The 24,891-nt window shown below is 65.0% G+C and carries 22 protein-coding genes; 13 read left to right on the plus strand and 9 right to left on the minus strand.

The genetic code is table 11. The annotated features are described in order from the left end of the window. Window positions 1-117: 117 nt before the first annotated feature. The 8 genes from CH291_RS22935 to CH291_RS22970 all read left to right on the plus strand — a co-directional run bounded on the left by CH291_RS22935 (window position 118) and on the right by CH291_RS22970 (window position 9,128). Window positions 118-717 carry a DUF3000 domain-containing protein gene (locus CH291_RS22935; protein ID WP_068050617.1) on the plus strand — a complete coding sequence of 200 codons (600 nt, stop codon included), beginning with the start codon at window positions 118-120 and terminating at the stop codon, window positions 715-717. A gap of 40 nt (window positions 718-757) precedes the next feature. Continuing rightward, on the plus strand, window positions 758-2,038 hold the full coding sequence (locus tag CH291_RS22940) for an HRDC domain-containing protein (protein WP_094688727.1): 1,281 nt from the start codon (window positions 758-760) through the stop codon (window positions 2,036-2,038). Between the two features lie 72 nt (window positions 2,039-2,110). Next, on the plus strand, window positions 2,111-3,337 hold the full coding sequence (locus CH291_RS22945) for a thiolase family protein (RefSeq protein WP_068050622.1): 1,227 nt from the start codon (window positions 2,111-2,113) through the stop codon (window positions 3,335-3,337). Next, a complete protein-coding gene (locus CH291_RS22950) occupies window positions 3,334-5,439 on the plus strand; it encodes a 3-hydroxyacyl-CoA dehydrogenase NAD-binding domain-containing protein (protein WP_068050623.1) in 2,106 nt (701 codons plus the stop codon). Before CH291_RS22945 ends, CH291_RS22950 begins: the two co-directional genes overlap by 4 nt. A 97-nt stretch (window positions 5,440-5,536) precedes the next feature. Continuing rightward, complete coding sequence (sigJ, locus tag CH291_RS22955) at window positions 5,537-6,397, plus strand: RNA polymerase sigma factor SigJ (RefSeq protein WP_094688728.1); 861 nt, start codon at window positions 5,537-5,539, stop codon at window positions 6,395-6,397. A 93-nt stretch (window positions 6,398-6,490) separates the two neighbouring features. Further along, on the plus strand, window positions 6,491-7,237 hold the full coding sequence (locus tag CH291_RS22960) for an SDR family oxidoreductase (RefSeq protein ID WP_094688729.1): 747 nt from the start codon (window positions 6,491-6,493) through the stop codon (window positions 7,235-7,237). 222 nt (window positions 7,238-7,459) lie between these two features. Beyond that, window positions 7,460-8,857, plus strand: coding sequence for a sugar porter family MFS transporter (locus CH291_RS22965; RefSeq protein ID WP_094688730.1), 1,398 nt, complete (start codon window positions 7,460-7,462; stop codon window positions 8,855-8,857). A gap of 1 nt (window position 8,858) precedes the next feature. Next, window positions 8,859-9,128: a YciI family protein gene (locus CH291_RS22970; protein ID WP_094688731.1), complete on the plus strand. Its 270-nt coding sequence runs from the start codon at window positions 8,859-8,861 to the stop codon at window positions 9,126-9,128. Here the strand turns inward: CH291_RS22970 and CH291_RS22975 are convergent. Both CH291_RS22975 and dxs read right to left on the minus strand, forming a co-directional pair. After that, complete coding sequence (locus CH291_RS22975) at window positions 9,098-10,465, minus strand: glycosyltransferase 87 family protein (protein WP_094688732.1); 1,368 nt, start codon at window positions 10,463-10,465, stop codon at window positions 9,098-9,100. The two genes, CH291_RS22970 and CH291_RS22975, sit on opposite strands and share 31 nt — an antisense overlap. 232 nt (window positions 10,466-10,697) lie before the next feature. Further along, entirely contained in the window at window positions 10,698-12,578 is a 1,881-nt protein-coding gene (gene dxs / locus CH291_RS22980; protein ID WP_094688733.1) for a 1-deoxy-D-xylulose-5-phosphate synthase, read from the minus strand. Window positions 12,579-12,757: 179 nt separating this feature from the next. On the opposite strand from dxs, the gene glsA reads away from it, so the two are divergent. After that, entirely contained in the window at window positions 12,758-14,584 is a 1,827-nt protein-coding gene (gene glsA / locus CH291_RS22985; RefSeq protein WP_094669058.1) for a glutaminase A, read from the plus strand. A gap of 42 nt (window positions 14,585-14,626) precedes the next feature. On the opposite strand, the gene CH291_RS22990 is transcribed toward glsA, so the two are convergent. Together CH291_RS22990 and CH291_RS22995 are read right to left on the minus strand one after the other, a co-directional pair. Continuing rightward, the gene (locus tag CH291_RS22990) at window positions 14,627-15,385 is read right to left on the minus strand and encodes an anti-sigma factor (protein WP_094642011.1); all 759 of its coding nucleotides are present in this window, start codon (window positions 15,383-15,385) and stop codon (window positions 14,627-14,629) included. Then, window positions 15,382-16,137 carry a sigma-70 family RNA polymerase sigma factor gene (locus CH291_RS22995; protein ID WP_094642013.1) on the minus strand — a complete coding sequence of 252 codons (756 nt, stop codon included), beginning with the start codon at window positions 16,135-16,137 and terminating at the stop codon, window positions 15,382-15,384. Before CH291_RS22995 ends, CH291_RS22990 begins: the two co-directional genes overlap by 4 nt. Before the next feature lie 181 nt (window positions 16,138-16,318). Between CH291_RS22995 and CH291_RS23000 the strand changes: the two genes are divergently transcribed. Continuing rightward, the gene (locus CH291_RS23000; RefSeq protein ID WP_094688734.1) at window positions 16,319-17,353 is read left to right on the plus strand and encodes an ATP-binding cassette domain-containing protein; all 1,035 of its coding nucleotides are present in this window, start codon (window positions 16,319-16,321) and stop codon (window positions 17,351-17,353) included. Next, window positions 17,350-18,189, plus strand: a complete 840-nt coding sequence (locus CH291_RS23005; RefSeq protein ID WP_094688735.1) for an ABC transporter permease — start codon at window positions 17,350-17,352, stop codon at window positions 18,187-18,189. The genes CH291_RS23000 and CH291_RS23005 overlap by 4 nt, the downstream gene beginning before the upstream one ends. Window positions 18,190-18,213: 24 nt before the next feature. Here the strand turns inward: CH291_RS23005 and CH291_RS23010 are convergent, their stop codons facing one another. The 3 genes from CH291_RS23010 to CH291_RS23020 form a co-directional block, all read right to left on the minus strand. Beyond that, window positions 18,214-18,735, minus strand: a complete 522-nt coding sequence (locus tag CH291_RS23010; RefSeq protein WP_179276637.1) for a CGNR zinc finger domain-containing protein — start codon at window positions 18,733-18,735, stop codon at window positions 18,214-18,216. A gap of 200 nt (window positions 18,736-18,935) precedes the next feature. After that, window positions 18,936-20,207 (minus strand): class I SAM-dependent RNA methyltransferase, encoded by a 1,272-nt coding sequence (locus CH291_RS23015; protein WP_068050634.1) that lies wholly within the window; start codon window positions 20,205-20,207, stop codon window positions 18,936-18,938. Further along, on the minus strand, window positions 20,204-22,201 hold the full coding sequence (locus tag CH291_RS23020) for an APC family permease (protein ID WP_068050635.1): 1,998 nt from the start codon (window positions 22,199-22,201) through the stop codon (window positions 20,204-20,206). The genes CH291_RS23015 and CH291_RS23020 overlap by 4 nt, the downstream gene beginning before the upstream one ends. 176 nt (window positions 22,202-22,377) lie before the next feature. Between CH291_RS23020 and CH291_RS23025 the strand changes: the two genes are divergently transcribed. Further along, window positions 22,378-23,043: a potassium channel family protein gene (locus tag CH291_RS23025; RefSeq protein WP_037190085.1), complete on the plus strand. Its 666-nt coding sequence runs from the start codon at window positions 22,378-22,380 to the stop codon at window positions 23,041-23,043. Between the two features lie 49 nt (window positions 23,044-23,092). Then, on the plus strand, window positions 23,093-23,752 hold the full coding sequence (locus CH291_RS23030) for a potassium channel family protein (protein WP_068050636.1): 660 nt from the start codon (window positions 23,093-23,095) through the stop codon (window positions 23,750-23,752). Here CH291_RS23030 and CH291_RS23035 read toward each other — a convergent pair. Next, window positions 23,726-24,379, minus strand: a complete 654-nt coding sequence (locus tag CH291_RS23035) for a DUF3159 domain-containing protein (RefSeq protein WP_094688903.1) — start codon at window positions 24,377-24,379, stop codon at window positions 23,726-23,728. The two genes, CH291_RS23030 and CH291_RS23035, sit on opposite strands and share 27 nt — an antisense overlap. Window positions 24,380-24,500: 121 nt before the next feature. Continuing rightward, window positions 24,501-24,878: an OB-fold nucleic acid binding domain-containing protein gene (locus CH291_RS23040; RefSeq protein ID WP_068050637.1), complete on the minus strand. Its 378-nt coding sequence runs from the start codon at window positions 24,876-24,878 to the stop codon at window positions 24,501-24,503. Between the last annotated feature and the right edge of the window lie 13 nt (window positions 24,879-24,891).

Genomic DNA, 24,891 nt, shown 5'->3' on the forward strand with positions numbered 1-24,891 from the left:
ATGCTGCCACGCGCGAGGAAAGCTCCTGCCACCAAGGGCGACACACCGACTTCGGTTGCATCACGGCCCGGCGCGCCTCCGCGTCCAGGCAACGTGACGCGTCTAACGTCCGGTGACGTGACCGAACCCCAATCCACCGCCGAACCTGCGCCGTTCCGCGCCGCCATCGACGCGATGCATCGGGCTCAGGTACACCCGGCGATCGAAATCGGTCCGATCCGGCCGCCGCAGCGTCTCGCCCCCTACAGTTACGCGATCGGGGCCGAGGTCAAGCATCCGGAATCCGACCGGATCGACGAACAGAGCGACGGCGACGCCTTCGGCCGCCTGATCCTGCTGTACGACCCCGACGGTGCCGAGGCCTGGAACGGCACCCTCCGATTGGTCGCGTACATCCAAGCGGACGTGGACGAATCCCTCGCCGACGATCCTCTGCTCCCCGAGGTCGGCTGGAGTTGGCTGGTCGACGCGCTGGAGTCGCGCTCGGAGCCGCTCAACGCACTCGGCGGTACGGTCACCTCGACCAGCTCGGTGCGCTACGGCGACATCGCCGGGCCACCCAAGGCCCACCAGCTCGAACTACGCGCCTCGTGGACGGCCACGTCCGAGGACCTCTCGACGCACGTCGAGGCGTTCTGCGAGGTGCTCGCCTACGCCGCCGGTTTGCCGCCCGCGGGCATCACCACCCTCGGCCAGCGCAGTTCCAGCCGGACATAGTGGGCGGTCCTTCCACCCGCAGGGCTTAGAGTCACATCTCATGTCAGCCGAGAGTTCTCCCGAGACCACGCCGGACGACGAGGCAAACGAGCCTGTCGCCGTTCCGCTACTGGCCCCGGCTGACGGCGTACCCGACGTGGTCGACACGCCGGACGCCGTGCGCGCGGCTGCCGCGCTTCTCGCATCGGGTCACGGCCCCCTCGCCGTCGACGCCGAACGTGCGTCGGGCTTCCGCTACTCCCAGCGCGCCTACCTCCTGCAGTTCCGCCGCCGCGGCGCAGGCACGGTTCTGCTCGATCCGATCCCGGTCACCGGCGACCTCGCTCCGCTCGCCGAGGTGATCAACCCGCTCGAGTGGGTACTGCACTCCGCAGATCAGGACCTGCCGGGACTCGCCGAACTCGGCTTGGTACCCGCCACGCTCTACGACACCGAACTCGCAGGCCGCCTCGCCGGATTCGATCGAGTGGGGCTCGGAGCCATCGTCGAACGCACCCTCGGACTGGCCTTGCAGAAAGGCCACGGAGCGGCCGATTGGTCCACCCGGCCGCTACCCGACACCTGGCTCAACTACGCAGCACTCGACGTCGAGGTTCTGCTCGAACTGCGCGACGCAATGGCCGAAGAGCTCGAACAGCAGGGCAAAACCGAATGGGCCGCACAGGAATTCGCCCACATCCTCACCCTCGGGCCACCCAAACCCAAGACCGACAGATGGCGTCGGACATCGGGAATCCATGCGATCAAATCTCCCCGCACTCTTGCTGCCGTTCGCGAATTGTGGAGCACACGAGACGAACTGGCGGCCAAGCGTGACGTGGCACCGAGCCGGGTGTTGCCCGACTCGGCCATCGTGGCGGCCGCAACGGCGGACCCGAAATCCGCGCGAGAGCTCGAGCAGCTACCGGTCTTCGGCGGTCCCCGTCAGCGCAGATCGTCCCGATTGTGGGCCTCGGCCCTGACCCGTGCGCGGGCGCTCCCGACATCCGAACTGCCCTCGATGGCAGCGTCTTTCGACGGTCCACCCCCGGTCAATCGGTGGGCTCGCCGCGATCCCGATGCAGCAGCGCGACTAGCCGACGTACGAGCGGCGATGACCGAGCTCAGCGAATCGGTGTCGGTGCCGGTCGAGAATCTGTTGATGCCGGATCTGCTGCGCCGCCTGGTGTGGGATTGGCAGAGTCCGGTCGATCCCGACGTCGACCCTGCCGAGCTGATCGAGGCCCGACTGGCCGACGGCGGGGCCCGGCCCTGGCAGCGAACGCTGGTGGTGCCGGTACTGACGAAGGCACTGCACCCTTCTCAAGTTACCGACGGGTAATACCCGCTACAGTAGGGGTCGCGTCCGGGCACCCGGGCGAGTCGTCCGCATCTGTCGGGAGGATCGAAAAGCGTGTCTGTACCCGCGTCCACCAGCTCACAGAGGAATGTTGTCTTCGTCGACGGCATCCGTACCCCGTTCGGCAAAGCAGGCCCCAAGGGCATGTACGCCGACACTCGCGCAGACGACCTCGTCGTCAAGGCAATCCGCGAACTCCTTCGCAAGAACCCCAATCTCCCTCCCGAGCGCATCGACGAGGTCGCGATCGCCGCGACCACGCAGACCGGTGACCAGGGTCTGACCATCGGCCGTACGTCCGCGCTGCTCGCCGGACTCCCCCGCAGCGTCCCCGGCTTCGCGATCGACCGCATGTGCGCGGGCGCGATGACCTCGGTGACCACCACCGGGTCGGGCATCGGCTTCGGCCAGTACGACGTCGTGATCGCAGGTGGCGTCGAGCACATGGGCCGCCACCCGATGGGTGAGGGCGTCGACCCCAACCCGCGTTTCCTCGCCGACAAGCTCGTCGATCCCAGCGCGCTGGTGATGGGCAACACCGCCGAGAATCTGCACGACCGGTTCCCGAGCATCACCAAGGACCGCACCGACGCGTACGCCGTCGCCAGCCAGAACAAGTACGACGCGGCCAAGAAGGCCGGCTTCATCGCCGACACTCTCGTGCCCGTCGCCACCAAGTCCGCCGCAGGATGGGGCCTGGCCACCGAGGACGAGCCGCCTCGCCCCGGAACCACCGTCGAAGACCTCGCCAAGCTCAAGACGCCGTTCCGTCCCGCCGGTCGCGTCACCGCAGGCAACGCCGCAGGACTGAACGACGGTGCCACCGCCGCGATCCTCGCCGGCGAGGACACCGCGCACGAACTCGGCCTGAACATCGGTATGCGCATGGTCGGCTTCAGCTTCGCCGGCGTCGATCCCGCCGTCATGGGCATCGGACCGGTCCCCGCGACCGAGAAGTTGCTCGGCCGAACCGGATTGAGCATCGACGACATCGGCCTGTTCGAGATCAACGAGGCCTTCGCCATCCAGGTCCTCGCGTTCCTCGAGCACTACGGCATCGCCGACGACGATCCGCGCGTCAACCAGTGGGGCGGCGCCATCGCGTGTGGCCACCCCCTCGCATCCTCGGGTGTTCGCCTGATGACGCAGCTGAGCCGCCAGTTCGCTCAGCAGCCCGACGTCCGCTACGGCTTGACGACCATGTGCATCGGTCTCGGCATGGGCGGCACCGTCATCTGGGAGAACCCCAACCACGCTGACTATTCAGGAGCGAAGGCATGAGCGACATCACCACAGCGTTCAGCGACGAGGTAGTCACGAACGCGTTCACGAAGCTTGTCTCCGTACCGGGGCTCGACGGCTCCATCGCCCTGGTGACCTTGGACAACGGCTTCGATCACACCAAGCCGTCGACCTTCGGTCCCGGTGGACTGGCCAAGTTCGACGCCGCCCTCGACGAGGCATTCGCAGCGAACCCGGTGGCCATCGCCGTCACCGGTAAGCCGTTCATCTTCGCCGTCGGTGCCGACCTCAACGGTGTGCCGAACATCAAGACCAAGGACGAGGCGCTGCAGATCGGACAGCTCGGTCACAAGGTCTTCCGACGCCTGCGCGAGTCGACCGTTCCGACGTTCGCCTTCATCAACGGTGCCGCACTCGGTGGTGGCCTCGAAGTGGGACTGCACTCGCACTATCGGACCGTCGCGGAGAACGCTGCCGCACTCGGTCTTCCCGAGGCCTTCCTCGGCCTGGTACCGGGATGGGGTGGAACTCAGTTGCTGCCCAACATCATCGGAGCCTCGAACGCGGTCACCGTCGTCATCGAGAACGCACTGAACCAGAACCGCGTCCTCAAGCCGCAGCAGGCACTCGACCTCGGCATCGCCGACGCCCTCTTCGGCGGAGCCGACTTCCTCGAGCAGTCCCTCGCGTGGGCTGCTCAGGTCGTCAAGGGCGAAATCACCCCTGCCCGTCCCGAGATCGACCGCGGGCAGGCCTGGGACGACGCCATCGCCCGCGCCAAGGGCATCGTCGCGGGCAAGACCAACAACTTCGCCCCCGGCCCCGTCGCCGCGGTGGAGCTGCTCGAACTCGCCAAGAGCACCGACATCACCGACTCTGCTTCACTCGACAAGGCCTTCGCGGCCGAGGACGAGGCCCTGTCCACGTTGTTGGTCAAGGACGAGCTCCGGGCCGGGCTGTATGCCTTCGACTTGGTGCAGAAGCGCGCCAAGCGTCCCGCCGGTGCACCCGACAAATCGCTGGCGCGCAAGATCTCCGGCGTCGGAATCGTCGGTGCCGGCCTGATGGCCAGCCAGCTCGCACTGCTGTTCGTTCGGCAGCTGAAGGTGCCGGTGATCCTCACCGACATCGATCAGGAGCGCATCGACAAGGGCGTCGGCTACGTCCACGGCGAGATCGACAAGCTGCTCGGCAAGAAGCGCCTGTCCCCCGATGCCGCAAATCGGTTGAAGGCGTTGGTGTCCGGCTCGATCGACAAGTCCGCGTTCGCGAACACGGATTTCGTCATCGAGGCCGTGTTCGAGAACCTGGACGTGAAGAAGAAGGTGTTCGCCGAAGTCGAGGAATTCGTCTCTGCCGACACGATACTCGCGACCAACACGTCCTCGCTGTCGATCACCAAGATGGCGGCAGACCTGAAGCACCCCGAGCGCGTGGTGGGCTTCCACTTCTTCAACCCCGTCGCAGTCCTGCCACTGCTCGAGGTCGTCAAGGGTGAGAAGACCGACGATGCCACTCTCGCAACGGCATTCGCGACGGCCAAGACCCTCAAGAAGTCGGCCGTACTGTCGGCGGATCTCCCCGGATTCGTCTTCAACCGTCTCGTCACTCGCGCGTCGAACGAGATCATCAGCGCCATCGACGAGGGCACCCCGTTCGATGTCGCCGACGGCGCTGTGGGCGAACTCGGCATGCCGATGAGTCCGCTGACGTTGCTGGCACTCGTCGGACCGGCCGTCGCTCTGCACACCGCCGAAACCCTGGCCGAGGCATACCCGGAGCGGTTCAAGGACTCCGCCGGGTTCCGCGCTCTCGTCGAGGCGAAGAAGCCGGGTGTGTGGACCTACGGACCCGAGGGCCAGGTCGTCGATCCCGAGGTCGCCGCACTGTGGCCGCAGGGCGATTCGCCGTCGACCGCCGAGCAGGTGCTCGAGCGCACCCGCAACGCGATCGCCGACGAGATCAAGATCATGCTCGACGAGGGCGTCGTGGCTGCAGCCGAGGACATCGACCTCTGCCTGCTCCTCGGCGGCGGATTCGGCTTCTGGAACGGCGGCATCACTCCGTACCTGGACCGTAGTGGGGCTTCCGAGGCCGCCACCGGTCAGCGCTTCCTCGCACCGGGCGTCGCCAGCGTCTAGCACTGCCCGCCGAGTTCGAGGTTATGGACGGATTTCTCCGCATTTTCGTCCACAACCTCGAACTCGGCTTTTTCGTGTCGAGATAAGGTCTGATCCGATGAACAGCGAACGCAGTCGGTTGATCGGAATCGGCTACCGCATGCTGGGTTCCTACAGCGACGCCGAAGACGCCGCCTCCGAGGCTCTCGTTCGCTGGTACCGACTCACCGACGCCGAACGCGACGCCATCGACGTCCCAGCGGCGTGGCTCACCCGAGTGGTAGGCCGCATCTGCCTCGACGTACTGAGTTCCGCTCGCGCTCGACGCGAGAACTACGTCGGTCAGTGGTTGCCGGAACCTGTCCCCGGCGTCGATTCCCGCGACGCGACCACGATGGACCCGGCCGACCGAGTAGTGCAACGAGATTCGGTGACCCTCGCGCTGCTCGTCGTGCTCGAGTCACTCGGTCCGGCGCAGCGAGTCGCCTTCGTACTGCACGACGCGTTCGCCGTCCCGTTCGACGAGATCGCCACCGTCCTGGATCGATCACCGGCCGCCTGCCGCCAACTCGCCTCTGCCGCACGAGCTCACGTGCATTCCCGTCACCGCTCCGTCGCCGACCCCATCGACCACGACCGCCTCGTGCGGGCTTTCGCCTCGGCCTCGGCGGGCGGAGATCTCGCATCCCTCGTCTCGGTGCTCGCGCCCGACGTCGCCCTCGTCAGCGACGGAGGCGGTCACGTCTCCGCGGCCCGCAACGCCGTCCTCGGATCCGATCGAGTCGCTCGGTTCGTTCGCGGCATCACCGCCAAATCGACCGACCTCGAGTGGTCCATCGAACCCGTCAACGGCCTGTCGGGCATCGTGATGCGGCGCGGCAGCGCGGTGTTCGGCGTCATCGGGTTCGACGTCGCCGACGACGTGGTCTCGAGCGTCTGGATCGTGCTCAATCCGGACAAACTCCGGCGTTGGGTCTGATGCACGCCATACATTCGTCGCGGCTGTGTCGTCAGAGAGTAGAGGCCCGCCACACGCGGTCCGATCAACTCTCGAGAAACAGGTGGATACGCGATGAAGCTAGCCGTAGCCGGGGGAACCGGAACAGTCGGAGTGCACGTGGTCGAGGTTGCGCGTGAACGCGGCCACGACGTGGTCGTTCTGTCGCGATCTGCGGGTGTGGATCTCGTCACCGGGGCAGGACTGTCCGACGCCCTGTCCGGAGTCGAGGCGGTCGTGGACGTCGCGTCGACGCGGACGGTCTCGGCGAAAGAGTCGACGGCGTTCTTCGCCGCCGTCACGCGAAACCTGCTCGAGGCGGAGAGCGCGGCCTGTGTCGGCCATCACCTGGCGCTGTCGATCGTCGGAATAGACGAGGCACCGCACGGCTACTACGCCGGAAAGGTGGAGCAGGAGAGCCTCGTTCGTGCTGGAGCAGTGCCCTGGACAATTCTTCGAGCCACTCAGTTCCACGAGTTCGCCGGCCAGATCCGCGCGCAGGCGTCGTTCGGTCCGGTGAGCATCATCCCGAAGATGGTCTCGCAACCGATCGCGGCCCGCGAGGTCGCCGAACGACTGATCGACCTCGCGGAGCGGTCCCCGGCAGGTCGGGTCGCCGATCTCGGTGGACCACGTGAGGAACGCATGGCCGAGATGGTTAGGCGCTACGCACGGGCCATCGGTGCTCGCGGCCTGGTGCTCGAGGTCCCGATTCCCGGCGCGTACGGTCGCGCGATGCGAGACGGAACGCTGGTCACCACGACCGAGTCGGATCACGGTCTCCAGACCTTCGATCAATGGTCGGCCGCCCAGGCGCGCTAGCCATCTGCCGCCGAACTCGAAGCTGTGGACGACTTTCGGCAGTTTTCCGTCCACAACTTCGAGTTCGACAGACGGAATATCGGACAATTCACCTTTTTCGGTGAGCCGATTCCTGTAAGCCACGAATATCGAGTCGATTTCGCTCCCATTCCGTCGGTGCGAGGACGATGATGGCGATCGACCACCAAGGATGCTGGTTCACCTCGAAAGCTGGGTCACGTGATGACGCAATCCACCGATCGGCACACTGCCAAAGTCATCGGAGTCACGATTGCCGCCGCTGTCGGCGGCTTCCTGTTCGGGTTCGATTCGTCCGTCGTCAACGGCGCGGTGGACTCCATCCAGGAGAACTTCGCACTGTCGTCGTTCGTCACCGGCTTCGCGGTGGCCATCGCACTTCTCGGTTGCGCGGTCGGTGCCTGGTTCGCCGGCCGACTCGCCGACAGCTGGGGCCGAAAGAAGGTGATGCTGCTCGGTTCCGCACTGTTCACCATCTCGTCGGTGGGATCCGGATTCGCGTTCAGCGTCCCGGATCTCATGCTCTGGCGTGTACTCGGCGGCCTCGGCATCGGCATCGCATCGGTGATCGCGCCCGCATACATCTCGGAGATCGCCCCGGCCCGCTATCGAGGTGGATTGGCCTCGCTGCAGCAGCTGGCCATCACCATCGGAATCTTCGCTGCTCTGCTGTCGGACGCGGTGCTGCAGAACGCGGCAGGTGGGCCGTCGAACGACCTGTGGTTCGGACTCGAGGCCTGGCGATGGATGTTCCTCGTCGGCGTCGCACCGGCACTCGTCTACGGCTTTCTCGCCACGCTGATTCCCGAGTCGCCCCGATACCTCGTCGGAAAACATCTCGACGAGGAAGCGGCCCGCATTCTGGGAGACATCACCGGGGAGGTGAACCCGAACGAGAGGGTGAAACAGATCCGACTGACCTTGCGTCGGGAATCGAAATCATCCTTCGCCGATATCCGTGGACCGAAGTTCGGGCTGCACCCGATCGTCTGGGTCGGTATCACCATGGCGATCCTGCAGCAGTTCGTCGGAATCAACGCGATCTTTTACTATTCGACGACTCTGTGGAAGTCCGTCGGCTTCAGCGAGAATCAATCGTTCGTCACGTCGGTCATCACTTCGGTCATCAATGTCACGATGACATTCGTCGCCATCTTGTTCGTCGACCGATTCGGCCGACGAAATCTGCTCATGATCGGCTCGATCGGAATGTTCGTCGGCCTCGTACTCGCGGCCGTCTCGTTCAGCCAGGCAGTGGGTAGCGGGGACCAACTCGAATTGCCGTCGCCCTGGGGCCCTGTGGCTCTCGTCGGTGCCAACCTTTTCGTCGTGTTCTTCGCCGCAACCTGGGGCCCGATCATGTGGGTGATGCTAGGAGAGATGTTCCCCAACCGAATGCGAGCAGTCGCACTCGGTATCAGTACTGCCGCGAACTGGATTGCCAACTTCGCCATCACACTCGCGTTTCCGCCGTTGTCCGACACCATCGGACTCGGATTCATCTATTCGTTCTTTGCGTTCTTCGCGATCGTGTCCTTCTTCTTCGTCAAGTACAAGATCAAGGAAACCAAAGGAATGGAGCTCGAGGACATGGAGACCTGACATGCCGATGTTCGTCGTCGAATACGCGTACACCCCCGAGACCTCCTCGGGCCGTGACGATCACCGCACCGATCACCGCGCCTGGTTGCGAGAACTCGAGCGCCGCAAGATCCTCCGATCGTCGAGCCCGCTCGCCGATCACAGTGGTGCCACGATGATCGTCGAAGGCACCGACAAAGCAAGTGTGGAGCGGATGTTCGCACACGACCCCTTCGCCCTGGCCCATCTGATAGATCGCGTTCAGATCGAAGAATTGGCCGCCGGGTTGTAACGGATCGTCGAGTCCTTGCGCAATCCTGTCGCCGCTACCGTCAGAACGATCACGTAGACAACGCAATACGCGTTCCGCAGTCCTCCGTCGAGAATCGGCGATACGGACTGCATGAACGTGCCGATCACCACCACATCGCCCTGAGTGCGATACCAGGCCACGAAAGGCGCTGTGGCGGCGAGTACTCCGAGAACGCGGAGGATGCGGTGTCGTGTGCTCGACCGCGAACACGCGTCGAGTCCGATCACCAGCAGCGGAACGCACCACACCCAGTGATGGCCCCAGGAGAACGGCGAGACCATCGGGGCCGTGATACCGCACAGCGTCATCGCCAGCAGTGTTCTACCCGCCCGGTGAGCTCGATACGACACCCACATGCCTGCGGCAAGGACAACCACCGCCACCGGCAACCACACGAACACAGGCGGATGCTCGGTTCCCCACGCCCGCGCCACCATCCCCCGAACCGACTGATTCGCGGGAGACGTGGTCGACCCCACTCGGTCCGAGGCGAGGATCGCGGAGGTCCAATAGCGCCAAGCGTCGGAAAACACGACCACGAACCCGATCAGCACCGTGACAAGACCGGTGACGGCCGCGGTCCATGCCGTTCGCCACTGCTTCTGCACGATCGACATGACGACGAACAGGCCCGGGGTCAGCTTCAGACCGGCCGCAATTCCGACACCGAACCCTCGGAACCTACTGCCCTCGGGCCGACCGAGATCCCACAGCACCAAGGCGAGCAACAGCAGATTGATCTGGCCCAACCACAGCGACATGCGCACCGGCTCGAGCCACGAGCAGCCCACTGCAAGAGCCACACTCACCACCTTGGTCCGCGTGCTGTTCTCGTAACCGAGTCGACGCCAGCTGAGATGGACCACTCCGTAGAGCAACACGACGTTGGATATGTTCACCAGCAATCCGGTGGCGGTATCGGACAGCAAGCCCAGAGGCGCGAACAGCACCGCGGCGAACGGCGGATACGTGAACGGCAGCGTGCCGAACAACGAGAACGAGTACAGCCCTTCGCCACTGAGCACGGTTGCGCCGCCGTGCCGGTAGACGAGAGCGTCGACACCGTTGCCGAACAATCCGTACAACGAGTCGAACGACAGCAAACGATCGTGAGCAGCGAATGCCACCACACCGATCACTGCCGACATCGCCACGAACCACCGCGAATGCCGTCGCTCCACCCCGTCGTTCCGGGAATCCAGAGCAGGAGTGCAATCCACGGGTTCGACGGCAGCCCAGTCGGAGTCACCGTCGCCGAGAGCCGGATCGATTCGGCTGTCCGAGACGTCGGTTCTACCGTCGAAGACGAGGGTCATGGACAAAACATGCCAGTCGTCCCGGTTTGTCCAGCAACGACACACCAGTCACACAGGTCACATATTCGCAAAGAAAATTATCGTCACTCGGCAACGCAACGGTGGGAACCGTCGGTGCTCTTCTGACTCGTGATGACGGTACCGATGGCAGTCGCGGGCGCGGTGACCGGACGCCGCGCGGTGACCGGACGCCGCGCGTTCTACGGCGTCGACGTCCGGCGAGAAGCCGGCGTCAGAGGCTCTTGACCCAGTGCGAAACCCGCTGCACGACGTCCTCGCAGTTGAGACCGAGTTCGTGGTGAAGCTGCTCGCGCGATGCATGGTCCAGGAATCGTTGTGGCACACCGAGATCGCGACACGGGGTGTCGACACCTGCCGCGCGAAGAGCCGCGGACAGAGTCGAACCGATACCACCGTGCAGGCCACTGTCTTCGAGGGTGACCACCATCCGGTAGTCCTCCGCCAATTTCAGCAGCGCCTGCGGGATGGGCAGCACCCATCTGGGGTCGACGACGGCCGCCGAGATGCCGTCCTGTCGGAGTTTGTCCGCGGCGTGCACGGCCAGCGGACCGAACACTCCGACGGCCACGATCAGCACATCGCCCGTGGCACCCGACGGCTCGCTCAGTACGTCGACGATTCCGTCCAGTCTGCGTACTGCCGGTACGGTCTCGGTCACTGCGCCCTTCGGAAAGCGCAGGGCAGTGGGTCCGTCGGACGTGGCGATCGCCTCGGCCAACTCTTCTCGCAGAGTCTCGGCATCGCGCGGTGCCGCCACCTTCATGCCGGGGACGATGCCGAGCAGAGACATGTCCCACATGCCGTTGTGGCTGGCACCGTCGGCCCCGGTGACACCGGCGCGGTCCAGTACCACGGTGACCGGCAGTCCGAGCAGCGCCACGTCCATCAGCAGCTGGTCGAACGCTCGATTGAGGAAGGTGGAGTAGATCGCGACCACCGGATGCATGCCGCCCAGCGCCAGCCCGGCAGCCGACGTCATCGCGTGCTGCTCGGCGATTCCGACGTCGAACAATCGGTCGGGGAACCGCACTCCGAACGCGGCGAGACCGGTGGGCGCGGCCATCGCTGCGGTGATCGCCACGACGTCCTCGTTCTGCTCACCCTGCTCGATCAATGCCGCCGAGAACACCGAGGTCCAGTCCGGTGCCGACTTGGATCGCGCCAGTCCGGTCAACGGATCGATGATCCCGGTGGCGTGCATCTGGTCTGCGACGTCGTTCTCGGCGTGAACGTAGCCCATGCCTTTGCGCGTCACCGCGTGGACGATGACCGGACCGCCGTATGCCTTGGCTCGGCGCAATGCCGATTCCATCGCGTGCTGGTCGTGGCCGTCGACAGGCCCCAGGTATTTGATACCGAGATCGGTGAACATCACCTGCGGGCTGATGGCGTCCTTCACCCCGGCCTTCATGCCGTGCAACATCGCGTAGGCCGTGGGCCCGACGATCGGAATGCGACGAACGATACGACGACCGTTGTCCAGCACCTTCTCGTACCCGGGCTGGAGCCGTAGAGCCGCCAGATGATCGGCCAGGCCCCCGATGGTCGGGGCATAGGAGCGACCGTTGTCGTTGACGACGATCACCAGGGATCGGTCGCGGCCTGCGGCGATGTTGTTGAGGGCCTCCCAACACATTCCGCCGGTGAGCGCACCGTCGCCGACCACGGCGACGACGTGCCGGTCGGTCTCGCCCTTCAGAGCGAACGCTTTGGCCAGGCCGTCGGCGTAGGAGAGAGAGGCCGACGCGTGCGAGGACTCGACCCAGTCGTGTTCGCTCTCGACCCGTGACGGGTAGCCCGACAGGCCGCCCTGCTTACGGAGCGTGTCGAACAGACCGGTGCGCCCGGTCAGCATCTTGTGCACGTATGCCTGATGACCGGTGTCGAAGATGACGGGATCGCGCGGGGAGTCGAAGATGCGATGAATCGCCACTGTCAGTTCCACCACGCCGAGATTGGGACCGAGGTGGCCGCCGGTAGCGGACACCTTCTCGACGAGGAACGCACGGATCTCGCGGGCCAGTTCGGCCAGCTCCGCACTGCCGAGGTCGCGCAAGTCCTCGGGCGTCTGAATTCGAGCTAGGACACCCAACGAGATCGCTCCCTCCGGCCGGAAAACACAATGGAAATTTAAGTCTACGGAGTTATCGAGCACTGCTGCTCCGCCCAGCATCGTGACGCCGACAGTACCGTCGAACGTGGAGATGCCCTGGGTCAGCCGCCCCTAACCTGGGCAGTGACGAAACGGACATCACACATACAGTGTGGCCTATGAGCAACGTGGTCGATGCCATCCTGCGCCGAGTTCACGAACTGTGCCGCGACGATACGTCCGGGCAGGTGGCGGACTACATTCCCGAGCTCGCTGCCGTCGCGCCGGACGGGTTCGGTATCGCGCTGACGACCACGGACGGTTACGTCTACGAGGTCGGCGACACTCGACTCCCCTTCACGATCCAATCGATCTCCAAGCCGTTCACCTACGCGTTGGCGTTGGCCGACCGGGGCCTGGACGCCGTGGCGCGCAAGATCGACGTCGAGCCGTCCGGTGAACCGTTCAACGAGATCAGTCTCGACCCCGTCACCGAGCGACCACGCAACCCGATGATCAACGCAGGTGCCATCACGTCGGCGTCGCTGATCGTCGGGCGAAGTGCCGAGGATCGATTCGAGCGCATTCGAGCCTCGTACTCGCGGTATGCGGGACGGTCTCTGACGTTCAACGACGCCGTCTACCGGTCGGAGGCCCGCACCGGCAATCGCAACCGCGCAATCGGGTACATGCTCCGTTCGTTCGACATCATCGACCACGATCCCGACGCCGCTGTCGATCTGTACTTCCGCCAGTGCTCGATCGACGTCACCGCCGCGGACCTCGCCATGATGGCGGCAACGATGGCCAACAACGGCGTCAATCCACGCACGCGTGAACGCGCATTGGCACCTGCACTGGTCGAACGAGTGCTGTCGGTCATGACCACGTGTGGGATGTACGACGGCGCAGGCGACTGGGTCGCGAGGGTCGGCCTGCCGGCCAAGAGTGGGGTGGGAGGCGGGATCCTGGCGGTACTTCCGGGGCAGATGGGCATCGCCGTCTACTCCCCGCGGCTCGACTCGCACGGGAACAGCGTGCGTGGAGTCGCCGCCTGCCGAGAACTCTCGACACGACTCGAACTGCACTTCCTGCACGTCACCCGAGCGGCGAAATCCTCGATCCGGCGCCGATACGTGGTCACCGAGGCACCCTCACGCAAACGGCGATCGGACGTGGAACAGGCCACCTTGGCTGCCGTGGGCGATCGCGCCCGCGTGTACGAACTGCACGGGGATCTACTGTTCTCCGGTGCCGAGACTGCCGTCCGTGAGATCGGCGACCTCGATCGGGAACTCGATGCCCTCGTCATCGATGTGCGCGGCGTCGACGAGGTCAGTGACATCGCCCGGACGATGTTCGAGGATCTACGTCAGGATCTCGCGGAGCACGGCTGTGTGGTGGGTCTGGTGGATCCCAGGGCGATCATGGGTCACACGACGTCGAGTCTCGACCCGGCGGACCCCGCGGGCCGAACCTACTCGAGCCTGGGTGCGGCCATCCAGTGGGCCGAGAATCTATTGCTCGATCGTCATTGCGCGGGTGTGCGACAACCGACCGTGGTCACCACGGCCGAGCATCCGTTGCTGGCCGGGCTGTCCGCCGCGCAGTTCGACGCGGTGACTCCGTATCTGGAGAAGCGGCACTACGCGCGCGGAGATGTGATCGTTCGCCAGGGAGATGCGGCTGCGGGCCTGTTCCTGATGCTGCGTGGTGAGGTGACGTCCACGGCCGTCGCCGCCGACGGTGGCAAGCACCGCATCACCACACTCTCCCCCGGGATGAGCTTCGGTGAGATGCCTCTGCTGATGTCGGTACCGTTCCTGCTCGACATGGTCGCCGACACACCGGTCGATCTCGTGGTGGTGTCGGCGGCGCACTTCCGGGCTCTCACACGCGACGCACCGGAGGTCAAGTTGGCGCTGCTGGAAAATCTCGCCACCGGAGCCTACGGCCAGATGGCAGCGGTGATCAGAACGCTCGGGCGGTTCGACATCGGCCTCTGACCGAACGTAGAACCGCCCGAGGCGACTGTGCGTGTGCTGTTCTCAGGCACCCAGCGTCAGCATCGTGAGCACCTCGGTGGGCTGCGCAGACCCGCCCGCGGGTTCGAGCGAGAACGCGAAGTTCGTCGACGACCCGAGACCGTCGACCACCGTGCCGTCCTCGGAGGTGAGCTGATCCTCGGTCACCACGCCGGCAGAGCGAGGTGAACCGTCCACGAACCACATTTGGTAGACGCGGCCGGGTGGTGGCTGCGGGACTCCGTCGAGATCGACGACTACCGCGTTCTGGGACAGCGAGTACGCCACGGTCGCCGAGCCGCCACCGGGGAACTCCGCCGTCACCTGTCGTGAATCGGGCGCGGCCACGATCTGATCCGCCTGAGTCGGCTGCGCATCGTTGCCCATGGTCTGGCTGACCACCACTACGCCGCCGACGGCGACGACCACCGCGGCCGCAGCCGAGACCATCGAGTACCGCCAGGCCTTCGAGCGTTCCCGCCGATGCCGGTGCAGTGGCGTGACGTTCGGTGGCAGCTTGTGGACCGTGGGCTCCTGATCGCTGACGGCGACCTGATCGAGCACCCGTTGCCGGAGGCGCTCGGGTGCAGGAGCGGCGTCGGCCGCCGCTGCCAAGGCCAGCGTCTCGTGGATCTCGCCCACGAGGACGTCGAACTGGGCGCGTGCGGTCTCGTCGACGCGCAGCCGTTCGGTCTCGATGTCGCGTCGTTCGGCTTCGGTGGTCGCGTGCAGGGCATAGACCACCGCGTCGTCGAGCAGTCGTTGTCGTGACGATTCGTTCATTGCGGGATCACCCCCAGGCATGTCTTCAATTTGATCAATCCGTCTCGTATGCGCGACTTGATGGTAGGAACCGCGACCCCGAGCCGCTCCGCAACTTCGCGATAGGTGTAACCGCTGTAATAAGCCATTCGGACCGACTCGCTCTGCGTATCGGTCAAAGTATCGAGACAGGCAACCACGGCCTCGGATTCGAGCCGCTGCGTCACCGTCTCGAGTACCTCGTCGTGCTCCGGTGTGTGACTGACTGCGCCGTACGCGGCCTCACGGTCGGTACCCGACTGCTCGCTCCGAACGCGATCGACGGCGCGACGGTGCGCCAGCGTCATGATCCAGGCCAGTGGACTGCCCTGGTTCGGGTCGTAGTTCGGTGCCGCACGCCAGATCTGAAGGAAGACCTCCTGTGCGGTCTCCTCGCTGTACCCCGGGTCGCGAAGCACCCGCAGCACCATGCCGTACACCCGCGACGACGTCGCGTCGTACAACTCGGCGAACGCCGCCCGATCGCCCTGTGCGACCGACGCCATCAACCGACGGAGACGATCCGTTTCGTCGGCACGCAGGTTCTTGAGCTGTGGACTGGGAACAGCGCACACCGCATCCTCTGCCGCGTAGTTCTCCGAGGCATCGGACGTCGGCCGGTCACGGCCGGCATCCGACGATCCGGACGCATCCGACAACGGCGCGCTCATCGGAAGGTCGTCCCAACAGACGGGTTCATGATCGAGTTCATCGATCACGACACTAGTGGTCATATCGCTCTCATATCGAAACCTCCGCGTTTTCCCGCCGCAGTACATATTCGGAACAAACCGACCGGAGGATGGTTCGGAACCGAAATTCGTTTGCGGAGTTGTGGACCGCGCTTCATCCTTGGTGGAGAATCGGACAATCGCGGGGAATCGGGCGACCGGCCCACCGGAGGGAACGAGAGACATGGCGGCGATCGAGACACACGGTCTGGTCAAACGTTTCGGCACGAACATCGCTGTCGACGGAGTCGACCTGTCCATCCCGTCCGGTGGTGTCTACGGCGTGCTCGGGCCCAACGGCGCAGGCAAGACGACGACCATCCGGATGCTGGCCACCCTGCTTCCGATCGACGGAGGCAACGCCCGGGTCCTGGGCCACGACGTCGCGAACGAACCGGAGGCCGTACGGCAGAAGGTAGCTCTGACAGGACAATTCGCTTCCCTGGACGAGGATCTCACCGGTACGGAGAATCTGGTGCTGCTCGCTCGACTGCTCGGCTACTCACGGCCTGCCGTCCGATCACGAGCCGAGCAGTTGCTGACGGCGTTCGACATCGCCGATGCCGGACCGCGGCAGGTCAAGACCTACTCCGGCGGCATGCGCCGTCGCATCGACATCGCCGCCAGCATCATCGTCACTCCCGAACTGATCTTCCTCGACGAGCCCACCACGGGACTCGACCCTCGCAGCCGAAACCACGTGTGGGAGATCGTCCGTGCGTTGGTCGCAGGCGGAACGACGGTGTTACTGACGACACAGTATCTGGACGAGGCCGATCAACTGGCCGGGCGTGTCGCAGTCATCGATCGAGGCAAGGTCATCGCCGAAGGGACGACGGGCGAGCTGAAGGCATCGGTGGGATCGAATTCACTGCACCTGCGAGTTCTCGAAACGTCCCAGCGAACGGCCGCTGCACGGATCCTGCGAGATCTGCTCGGCGACAACGTCACCGAGGACCCGGATCCGTTCACCGTGACCGCACGGTTGGACAATCCGGCACAGGCCGCGCCCGTGCTGCCTGCACTCGACACTGCAGGCATTCCCATCGCGTCGTTCACGCTGGGGCAACCGAGCTTGGACGAGGTGTTTCTCGCCCTCACCGGGCATGGGGCGGGAGTGGAGCCTGCAGGAACGACCCGAGGGGCGGGAGTGGAGCCTGCAGGAACGACCTATCAGGCCGGCACCACGGTCGAATCCGACCGGGAGGTTGCGTCATGACGACCGAAGCTCAGCAGTCGACGCCACAGGCGTCGACCATCATCGACGTGCTCGGTGCCGCCGGGCCTCGTCCGCCGCGTCCGTCGTCGTTGTCGACGTCGTTGAGCTTCGGGTGGCGTGCGCTGCTCAAGATCAAGCACGTACCCGAGCAATTGTTCGACGTGACGGCCTTTCCCATCATGTTCACGTTGCTCTTCACCTACCTGTTCGGTGGCGCGCTGGCCGGGTCGACCGAGGCGTACATCCAGTTCCTGCTCCCCGGCATCCTCGTGCAGACCGTGGTGATGATCACGATGTACACCGGCGTGACCATGAACAAGGACATCGAGAAGGGCGTGTTCGATCGATTCCGTTCGCTGCCCATCTGGCGTCCGTCGCCCGTGGTCGGTGCACTTCTCGGTGACGTCGTTCGCTACACGCTGGCGTCGGTGATCGTGCTGATCCTCGGGTTGGTCCTCGGCTTCAGGCCGCAAGGTGGTGTCCTCGGCGTCGTGGCGTCCATCGCCCTGCTGCTGGTGTTCTCGTTCTGCCTGTCCTGGATCTGGACCATGATCGCGATGATCGTGCGCACCGAGGCCGCGGTGATGGGCGTGTCGATGTTCATCCTGTTTCCGCTCACCTTCGCGAGCAACATCTTCGTCGACCCCAGCACGATGCCCGGTTGGCTGCGCGCATTCGTCGACGTCAACCCGGTCAGCTTCCTCGTCACGTCACTGCGCGGACTGATGCAGGGCGATGTGGACACCGGTCGGCTGGGGGTGACGCTGATGCTGTGCGCGGTGTTGCTGGCGGTGTTCGGGCCCATCACGATGCGCTTGTACAACCGAAAGTCCTAGCGCACACGGTGCGCATCGCCTCGATCACGAGGCTGCGCGTGCTCGATGCCTGCGGACCGCGTCGCGATTGGAGCACACCGTTCCGCAGTAGCGTTGCCTGCCTGTCCTCGAGGTGTCGGCGAACGCGAGCGTGCAGTCGGCGGCGGCGCAGCGATCGAGGCGAGACATTCCGCGTCCGGTCAGATGCAACGCTGTGCCGACGCTGACCAAGGCCCTGATGACGCCGCCGAGTCCGATGTTGGGATCGCGATAGTGCATGTGCCAGCCGTCGTCGGCATGGTTGGTCAGCCGCGGGTACGCCGACGCCTGTGCCAACAGCGTATTGAGCTCGTCGGCCCGGTCGTTCTCGGTGGTTGCATCCACCACACGGGCCCAGTCACGCAGGAACTCGAGGGTGTCGAGAAGATCGGCGTCGGTTGCTGTCCAGTCCGGTACGAGGCCGGCGTCGACGCAGCGGTTGCCCAGTTCGGTTGCCGACGTGGGCGGTGAATTGAGCAGGTCGATACCGAGTTTCACCGCATATTCGCCGTAAGGGTTGATGTGCACAAGACCATTACATCACGATGGACGCATGCACACCGAACACACCACACACACCTGGACCACCCACTCCACCCACGACACGAGCGAGGGACTCGTCGGATATCAGGGGTGCACATGCGGCGCCCAGCGCATCGTGACCGTTCCCACGCACACCTTCGCCCCAGTCGCCGAAGTTGCGTACCGGACCTGATCGGTCGCCGCCCTCACCGACGAACGAAACGGCCGATGCATTCGACGTGGCTGGTCGAAGGAAAGGCGTCGAACGCGCGCATGTCGACCAGTTCGTATCCCGCAGCTCGATACAAGCTCACATCCCGTGCGAACGAGGCCGGATCACATCCGATGTGCACCACCGAACGCGGAGACCTGACGGCGAGGGCGTCGATCACGTCCCGTCCGGCACCCGCCCGAGGTGGATCGAGCACCGCAACCGCTACCGGCTCGGTCAACGTCTCGAACGACCGCTCGACCCGACCCGGCACGAACGAGACCTGCGGTAGATCCTGCAGCGCCGAACGGCCGTCCTCGGCGGCGCGACGGGAGAATTCGACGCTGGTGACTCGGCCGCTCGGACCCACCCGATCGGCCAGCGCGGCGGCGAACACACCGACACCGCCGTACAGATCCCACGCACCGTCACCGGCTGTGGCGTCCGCCCAGTCGCCCACCACATCGGTGTACACCTGCGGCGCGCCGCGGTGGGCCTGCCAGAATCCGGTGGCGTCGAGGGTCCACGCCCTGTTCGAGACTTGTTCGGTGACCCGACCCGATCCGATCACGGCCTTCTCCGGCCGGGACCGCGACGACGCAGCCCGACGCGCGGCCGCGCCACGACGCCCCGGCGATCGGCGTCCGGTGGGCGAGAGCTGCGCGGGCGCGATCTCCACCACGTGCCGCTCACCTTCCCCGTCGAGCACCACCTGCAGCTCGGCACCCGGCCGCCATTGCTGATCCGCCAGACCCTCGAAGGCCGCGGAATCCATTTGCGGACACGTCAGTTCGGTGACGATCGAGCTACTGCGATAGCGGTGATAGCCGGGCCGTCCGCCGGAATCGACGGCGAGTCGCACACGGGTTCGCCACCCGGTGCCGTCGCCGGACCCCGGTAGTTCCTCGACGTGCACCTCACGCTCGATTCCGGCGACGCGGCGAAGTTGTTCGGCGACGACGAAGGACTTCAGTCGCCGTCCGGCATCGGCACTCGCGTGGGAGTAATCGCAACAGCCCGAGCCGCCGGGTCCGGAGATGGGACAGCGCGCGTCCACCCGGTCCGGAGAGGCAGACAGAATCTCCACGGCATCGGCGCGACAGAACGATCCGCCCCGGTCCTCGGTCACCTTGGCCAGGACCCGTTCACCGGGCAATCCGTGACGCACGAACATCACCCGGCCGTCGTGGCGGGCCACACAGAACCCGCCGTGCCCTGGCGCGCCCAATTCGACCTCGAGCAGGAGCCCGAACCAACTCTCGCTCACTTGCCGGCCGGAGGCTCGTAGCCGCGACGCGACGCACCGGGCGCATTGCCGAGCACCTCACGCTTGGCCTTCTCGGACGACCGAAGCTGCCACGGCACGCTGGTGACCATCACGCCAGGCTGGAACAGCAGTCGGGATTTCAGTCGCAGCGCGCTCTGATTGTGCAGAACCTGCTCCCACCAGTGACCGACCACGTACTCGGGAATGAAGACCGTGACGACGTCCCGAGGCGAATCGCGGCGAACTCGCTTGACGTAATCGAGAACCGGTTTGGTGACCTCTCGGTACGGCGACTCGACGACCTTGAGCGGCACCGTGACGTCACTCGCCTCCCACTCCCTGACCAGCGCGCGCGTGTCGGCTTCGTCGACGTTGACGGTCACCGCCTCGAGTGTGTCGGGCCTGGTCGCCCTGGCGTACGCCAACGCGCGCAGGGTCGGCATGTGCAGCTTCGAGACCAACACGATCGAGTGCGTCCGGCTGGGCAGCACTCCGTCCCATTCCTCGTTCTCGAGTTCACGGGCCACGGTGTCGTAGTGCTTTCTGATCATGCGCATCAGGACGAAGATCGCCACCATCGCCACGATCGCGATCCACGCACCGGCGGCGAACTTGGTGATCAACACGATGACCAGCACCGTTCCGGTCATGCCGAGACCGACCCCGTTGACCACCCGCGAGCGCTGCATGCGCCGGCGTTGCTCGGGATCGGTCTCGGTGGCCAACAGCCGCGTCCAGTGCCGAACCATGCCGGTCTGACTGAGGGTAAACGAGACGAACACACCGACGATGTAGAGCTGAATGAGTTTGGTGACCTCGGCGCCGAACACGACGACGAAGGCGATCGCGGCACCGGACAGAAAGAGGATGCCGTTGCTGAAGGCCAAGCGGTCACCGCGAGTGTGCAGCTGGCGCGGCAGATACCGATCCTGTGCCAGCACCGAACCGAGCACCGGGAATCCGTTGAACGCAGTGTTGGCCGCAAGAACGAGGATGAGGGCCGTGACGGTGGTGATGAAGAAGAACCCGATGGGGAATCCGCTGAAGACCGCCTCCGCCAACTGAGCGATGAGCGTCTTCTGTTGGTAGCCCTCCGGCGCTCCGACGAGTTGGTATTCGGGATCCATCGCGTATTTGATGCCGATCTTCTGCGCGAGCAGGATGATGCCCATCAGCAGTGTGATCCCGATGACTCCGAGCAGCAGCAGCGTCGTCGCGGCATTGCGCGACTTCGGCTTCTCGAATGCCGGTACCCCGTTGCTGATCGCCTCCACCCCGGTCAGTGCCGCACAACCGGACGAGAACGCTCGCGCGATGAGGAATGCGAACGCGATGCCGTACAGGTGCGAATCCTCGGCCCGCAGATCGAAGGCTGCCGATTCGGCATGGATGTCGTCGCCGAGAACGTAGACCCGGAACAAGCCCCACCCCAGCATCAGGACCATGCCACCCATGAAGGCGTACGTCGGGATGGCGAACGCAGTTCCGGACTCCCGGATGCCACGAAGATTGACGGAGGTGACCAGGACGATGGCCACGACAGCGAACAGCACCTTGTGCTGGGCCACGAACGGCACCGCAGACCCGATGTTCGACGCGGCCGCCGAGATGGACACGGCCACGGTCAACACGTAGTCGACCAGCAGTGCGCTGCCGACCGTCAATCCGGCTGCGGGGCCAAGGTTGGTGGTCGCGACCTCGTAGTCGCCACCACCGGAGGGATAGGCATGCACGTTCTGTCGGTAGCTGGCCACGACGACGGCCATCACCACGCAGACGGCGAGACCGATCCACGGGGTGAACGCGACTGCCGAGATGCCCGCGACAGACAGCACCAGAAAGATCTCCTCGGGTGCATACGCAACCGACGACATGGCGTCCGAGGCGAACACCGGCAACGCGATCCGCTTGGGAAGCAACGTATGACCGAGCTTGTCGCTGCGGAACGGCTTACCGAGCACTAGCCGCTTGGCGGCAGTCGAGACCTTGGACACGCACAGAAGCGTAGGCCGTCCTCCTACGGTCGTCTCAACCACGCGCCCGAAACTGCGTCGGAGCGCACCCTCGATCCGTACGGTGGCCGATCCCCCGATACGTTGGTGCACGCCTGCCGGTCATGGCAGTGTCGGTCGGCAGTGGTCGACCATCGAGATCGGGACGGAGCTGGGCGTTGTACGTAGTTGTGATGGGATGTGGCCGCGTCGGCGCATCGCTGGCCGGGGCGCTCGAACGCATCGGACACGAGGTAGCGATCATCGACCGCGACGAAACAGCCTTTCTGCGTCTGGACCCCGACTTCGCCGGCCATCGCGTCGTCGGCATGGGGTTCGACCGAGATGTGTTGGTGAGCGCGGGAATCGAGAAGGCCGAGGCCTTCGCGGCCGTGTCGTCCGGCGACAACTCCAACATCATCTCCGCCCGCGTCGCACGAGAGACGTTCGGCGTCGACAAAGTGGTCGCGAGGATCTACGACGCCAAGCGCGCCGCCGTCTACGAACGCCTCGGCATCCCGACCGTCGCCACCGTCCCCTGGGCCACCGATCGTTTTCTGCACAACCTGCTGCGCGACGACCCCACCACCAAGTGGCGCGATCCGTCGGGCAGCGTCGCCGTCGTCCTGCTCGACTTCCACGACGCCTGGATCGGCAAGAAGCTCTCGGTACTCGAGGAAGCCACCAACTCGCGGGCCGCGTTCGTCATCCGTTTCGGCAGCGGACTGCTACCGGACAAACGAACCGTGATCCAAGCCGGTGACGAGGTGTACGTCGCCGCTGTCTCGGGAACCGTCGCCGAAGCCATTGCACTGGCGGGCAATCCGCCGCCCTCGGACGACTGATGCACGCGCGCACATTCCCCACCTCCCCCATCGACCCGAACGGGAAGCCATGAAAGTCGCTATCGCCGGAGCCGGCGCAGTCGGCCGATCCATAGCACGCGAGTTGATCCGCAGCGAACACGATGTGATGCTCCTCGAACGCAAACTCGACCACGTCGATCAGGCCGCCATCCCGGAAGCGGAATGGGTGCTGGCCGACGCGTGCGAGTTGAGTCTGCTCGAAGCCGCCCACCTCGAGAATTACGACGTGGTGATCGCTGCCACCGGTGACGACAAGGCGAACCTGGTGCTCAGCCTGCTGGCCAAGACCGAGTTCGGCGTCAATCGCGTGGTGGCCCGGGTCAACGATCCACGCAACGAATGGCTGTTCGATGCCGCCTGGGGCGTCGACGTCGCAGTCTCGACGCCGCGAATGCTCGCGTCCCTGGTCGAGGAAGCCGTGTCGGTAGGCGACCTCGTCCACCTGATGACGTTCCGCAAGGGTCAGGCGAACCTCGTCGAGATCACGCTGCCGGAGAACACCCCCCTGGCCGGCAAGCCGGTCCGCAAGCTCCAATTGCCCAGGGACGCAGCGTTGGTGACGATTCTGCGCGGCGGTCGAGTGATCGTTCCACAGCACGACGATCCGCTCGAGGGCGGCGACGAGCTGCTGTTCGTCGCGGCCAAAGAGGTGGAGAACGAACTACGCTCCGCTGTCGGCCTGATCTGACGACAGCCGATCCCGACTGCGGTCCGCGCTCGACGCAGCGTCGAGCGCGCGATCGGCAGCACGCACGGCCCAGAGCGTGACCAACAGCGCCACCCCTGTCAGCGGCCAGCCCATGCCGATGCGGGCAACGGCGAGCCAGCCCGTCTGGTCGGAGTCGTAGAGCTGCGACTGAACGATGTATCGAGCGCCGAACACCGATGCCCAGGCGATGGTGGCCACGTCGTAGTAGCGCACAGCCGGCCGGTGGCCACGCCACGACGTTCCCTTGCCGTTGAGGTATCCCCAGATGATGCCGACCAACGGCCAGCGCGCGAGCACCGACAACACGAAAGCCGCACCGTAGGCGAGCGAAGTGTAGATGCCGAACAGGAAGTAGCCCTTGGCATCTCCCGTCCGGTATGCGATGAACGCGCAGATCCCGACTCCGAAGAATCCCGAGATGGCGGGTTGAATGGGGCTGCGACGAACCAACCGCCACACCAACACCGCGGCGGCAACTCCCAGAGCGGACCAGAGGGCGACCGACAGGTTGACGTAGCTGTTCACAGGAACGAAGACGACGACGGGCAAGGTGGAGTAGACGAGCCCGCTCAGACCGCCGAGCTGTTCGAGGACGGTGGGAGCCACCTTCTCGACGCGGTCCGTGTTCGACGCGTCGGTTGTGAGTTCCGGCGTGTTCGATGTCGGCGTGGGCGGCACGGAATCGTCACTGTTGGTCACGACAACGAGAGTGCCATACCGGCGACGATCAGCTGTCGTCGCGCAGTTCGTAATAGGGGTTGTAGACGATCTTGCGTCCGTCGCGTTCGCCGACACGTCCGCGCACGAGCAGAGTCTTGCCGGGTTCGATACCGGCGATCTTGCGGCGCCCGATCCAGAGCAGCGTCACCGTGTCGGTGCCGTCGAAGAACTCGGCTTCGATGTTCGCATTGGCCGCCTTCGAACAGGCTTCGACGCTGCGCAACCGACCGAGCATGGTCACTTCCTCGCCTCGCAAGCAGTCGCACGCTCGCCGAGCCCCGGAGGCTTCGGAGGTTTCGGCCATCTCCTCGGCATCGAGTTGATCGATGTCCTCTGTCAACTTCCGCGTCAGGCGGCGAAAGTATCCTGCGGCAGCGGGTGCCATTGTGCGCTCCAGC

The organism is Rhodococcus sp. 14-1411-2a, from assembly GCF_002259485.1.
Lineage (GTDB): Bacteria > Actinomycetota > Actinomycetes > Mycobacteriales > Mycobacteriaceae > Rhodococcoides.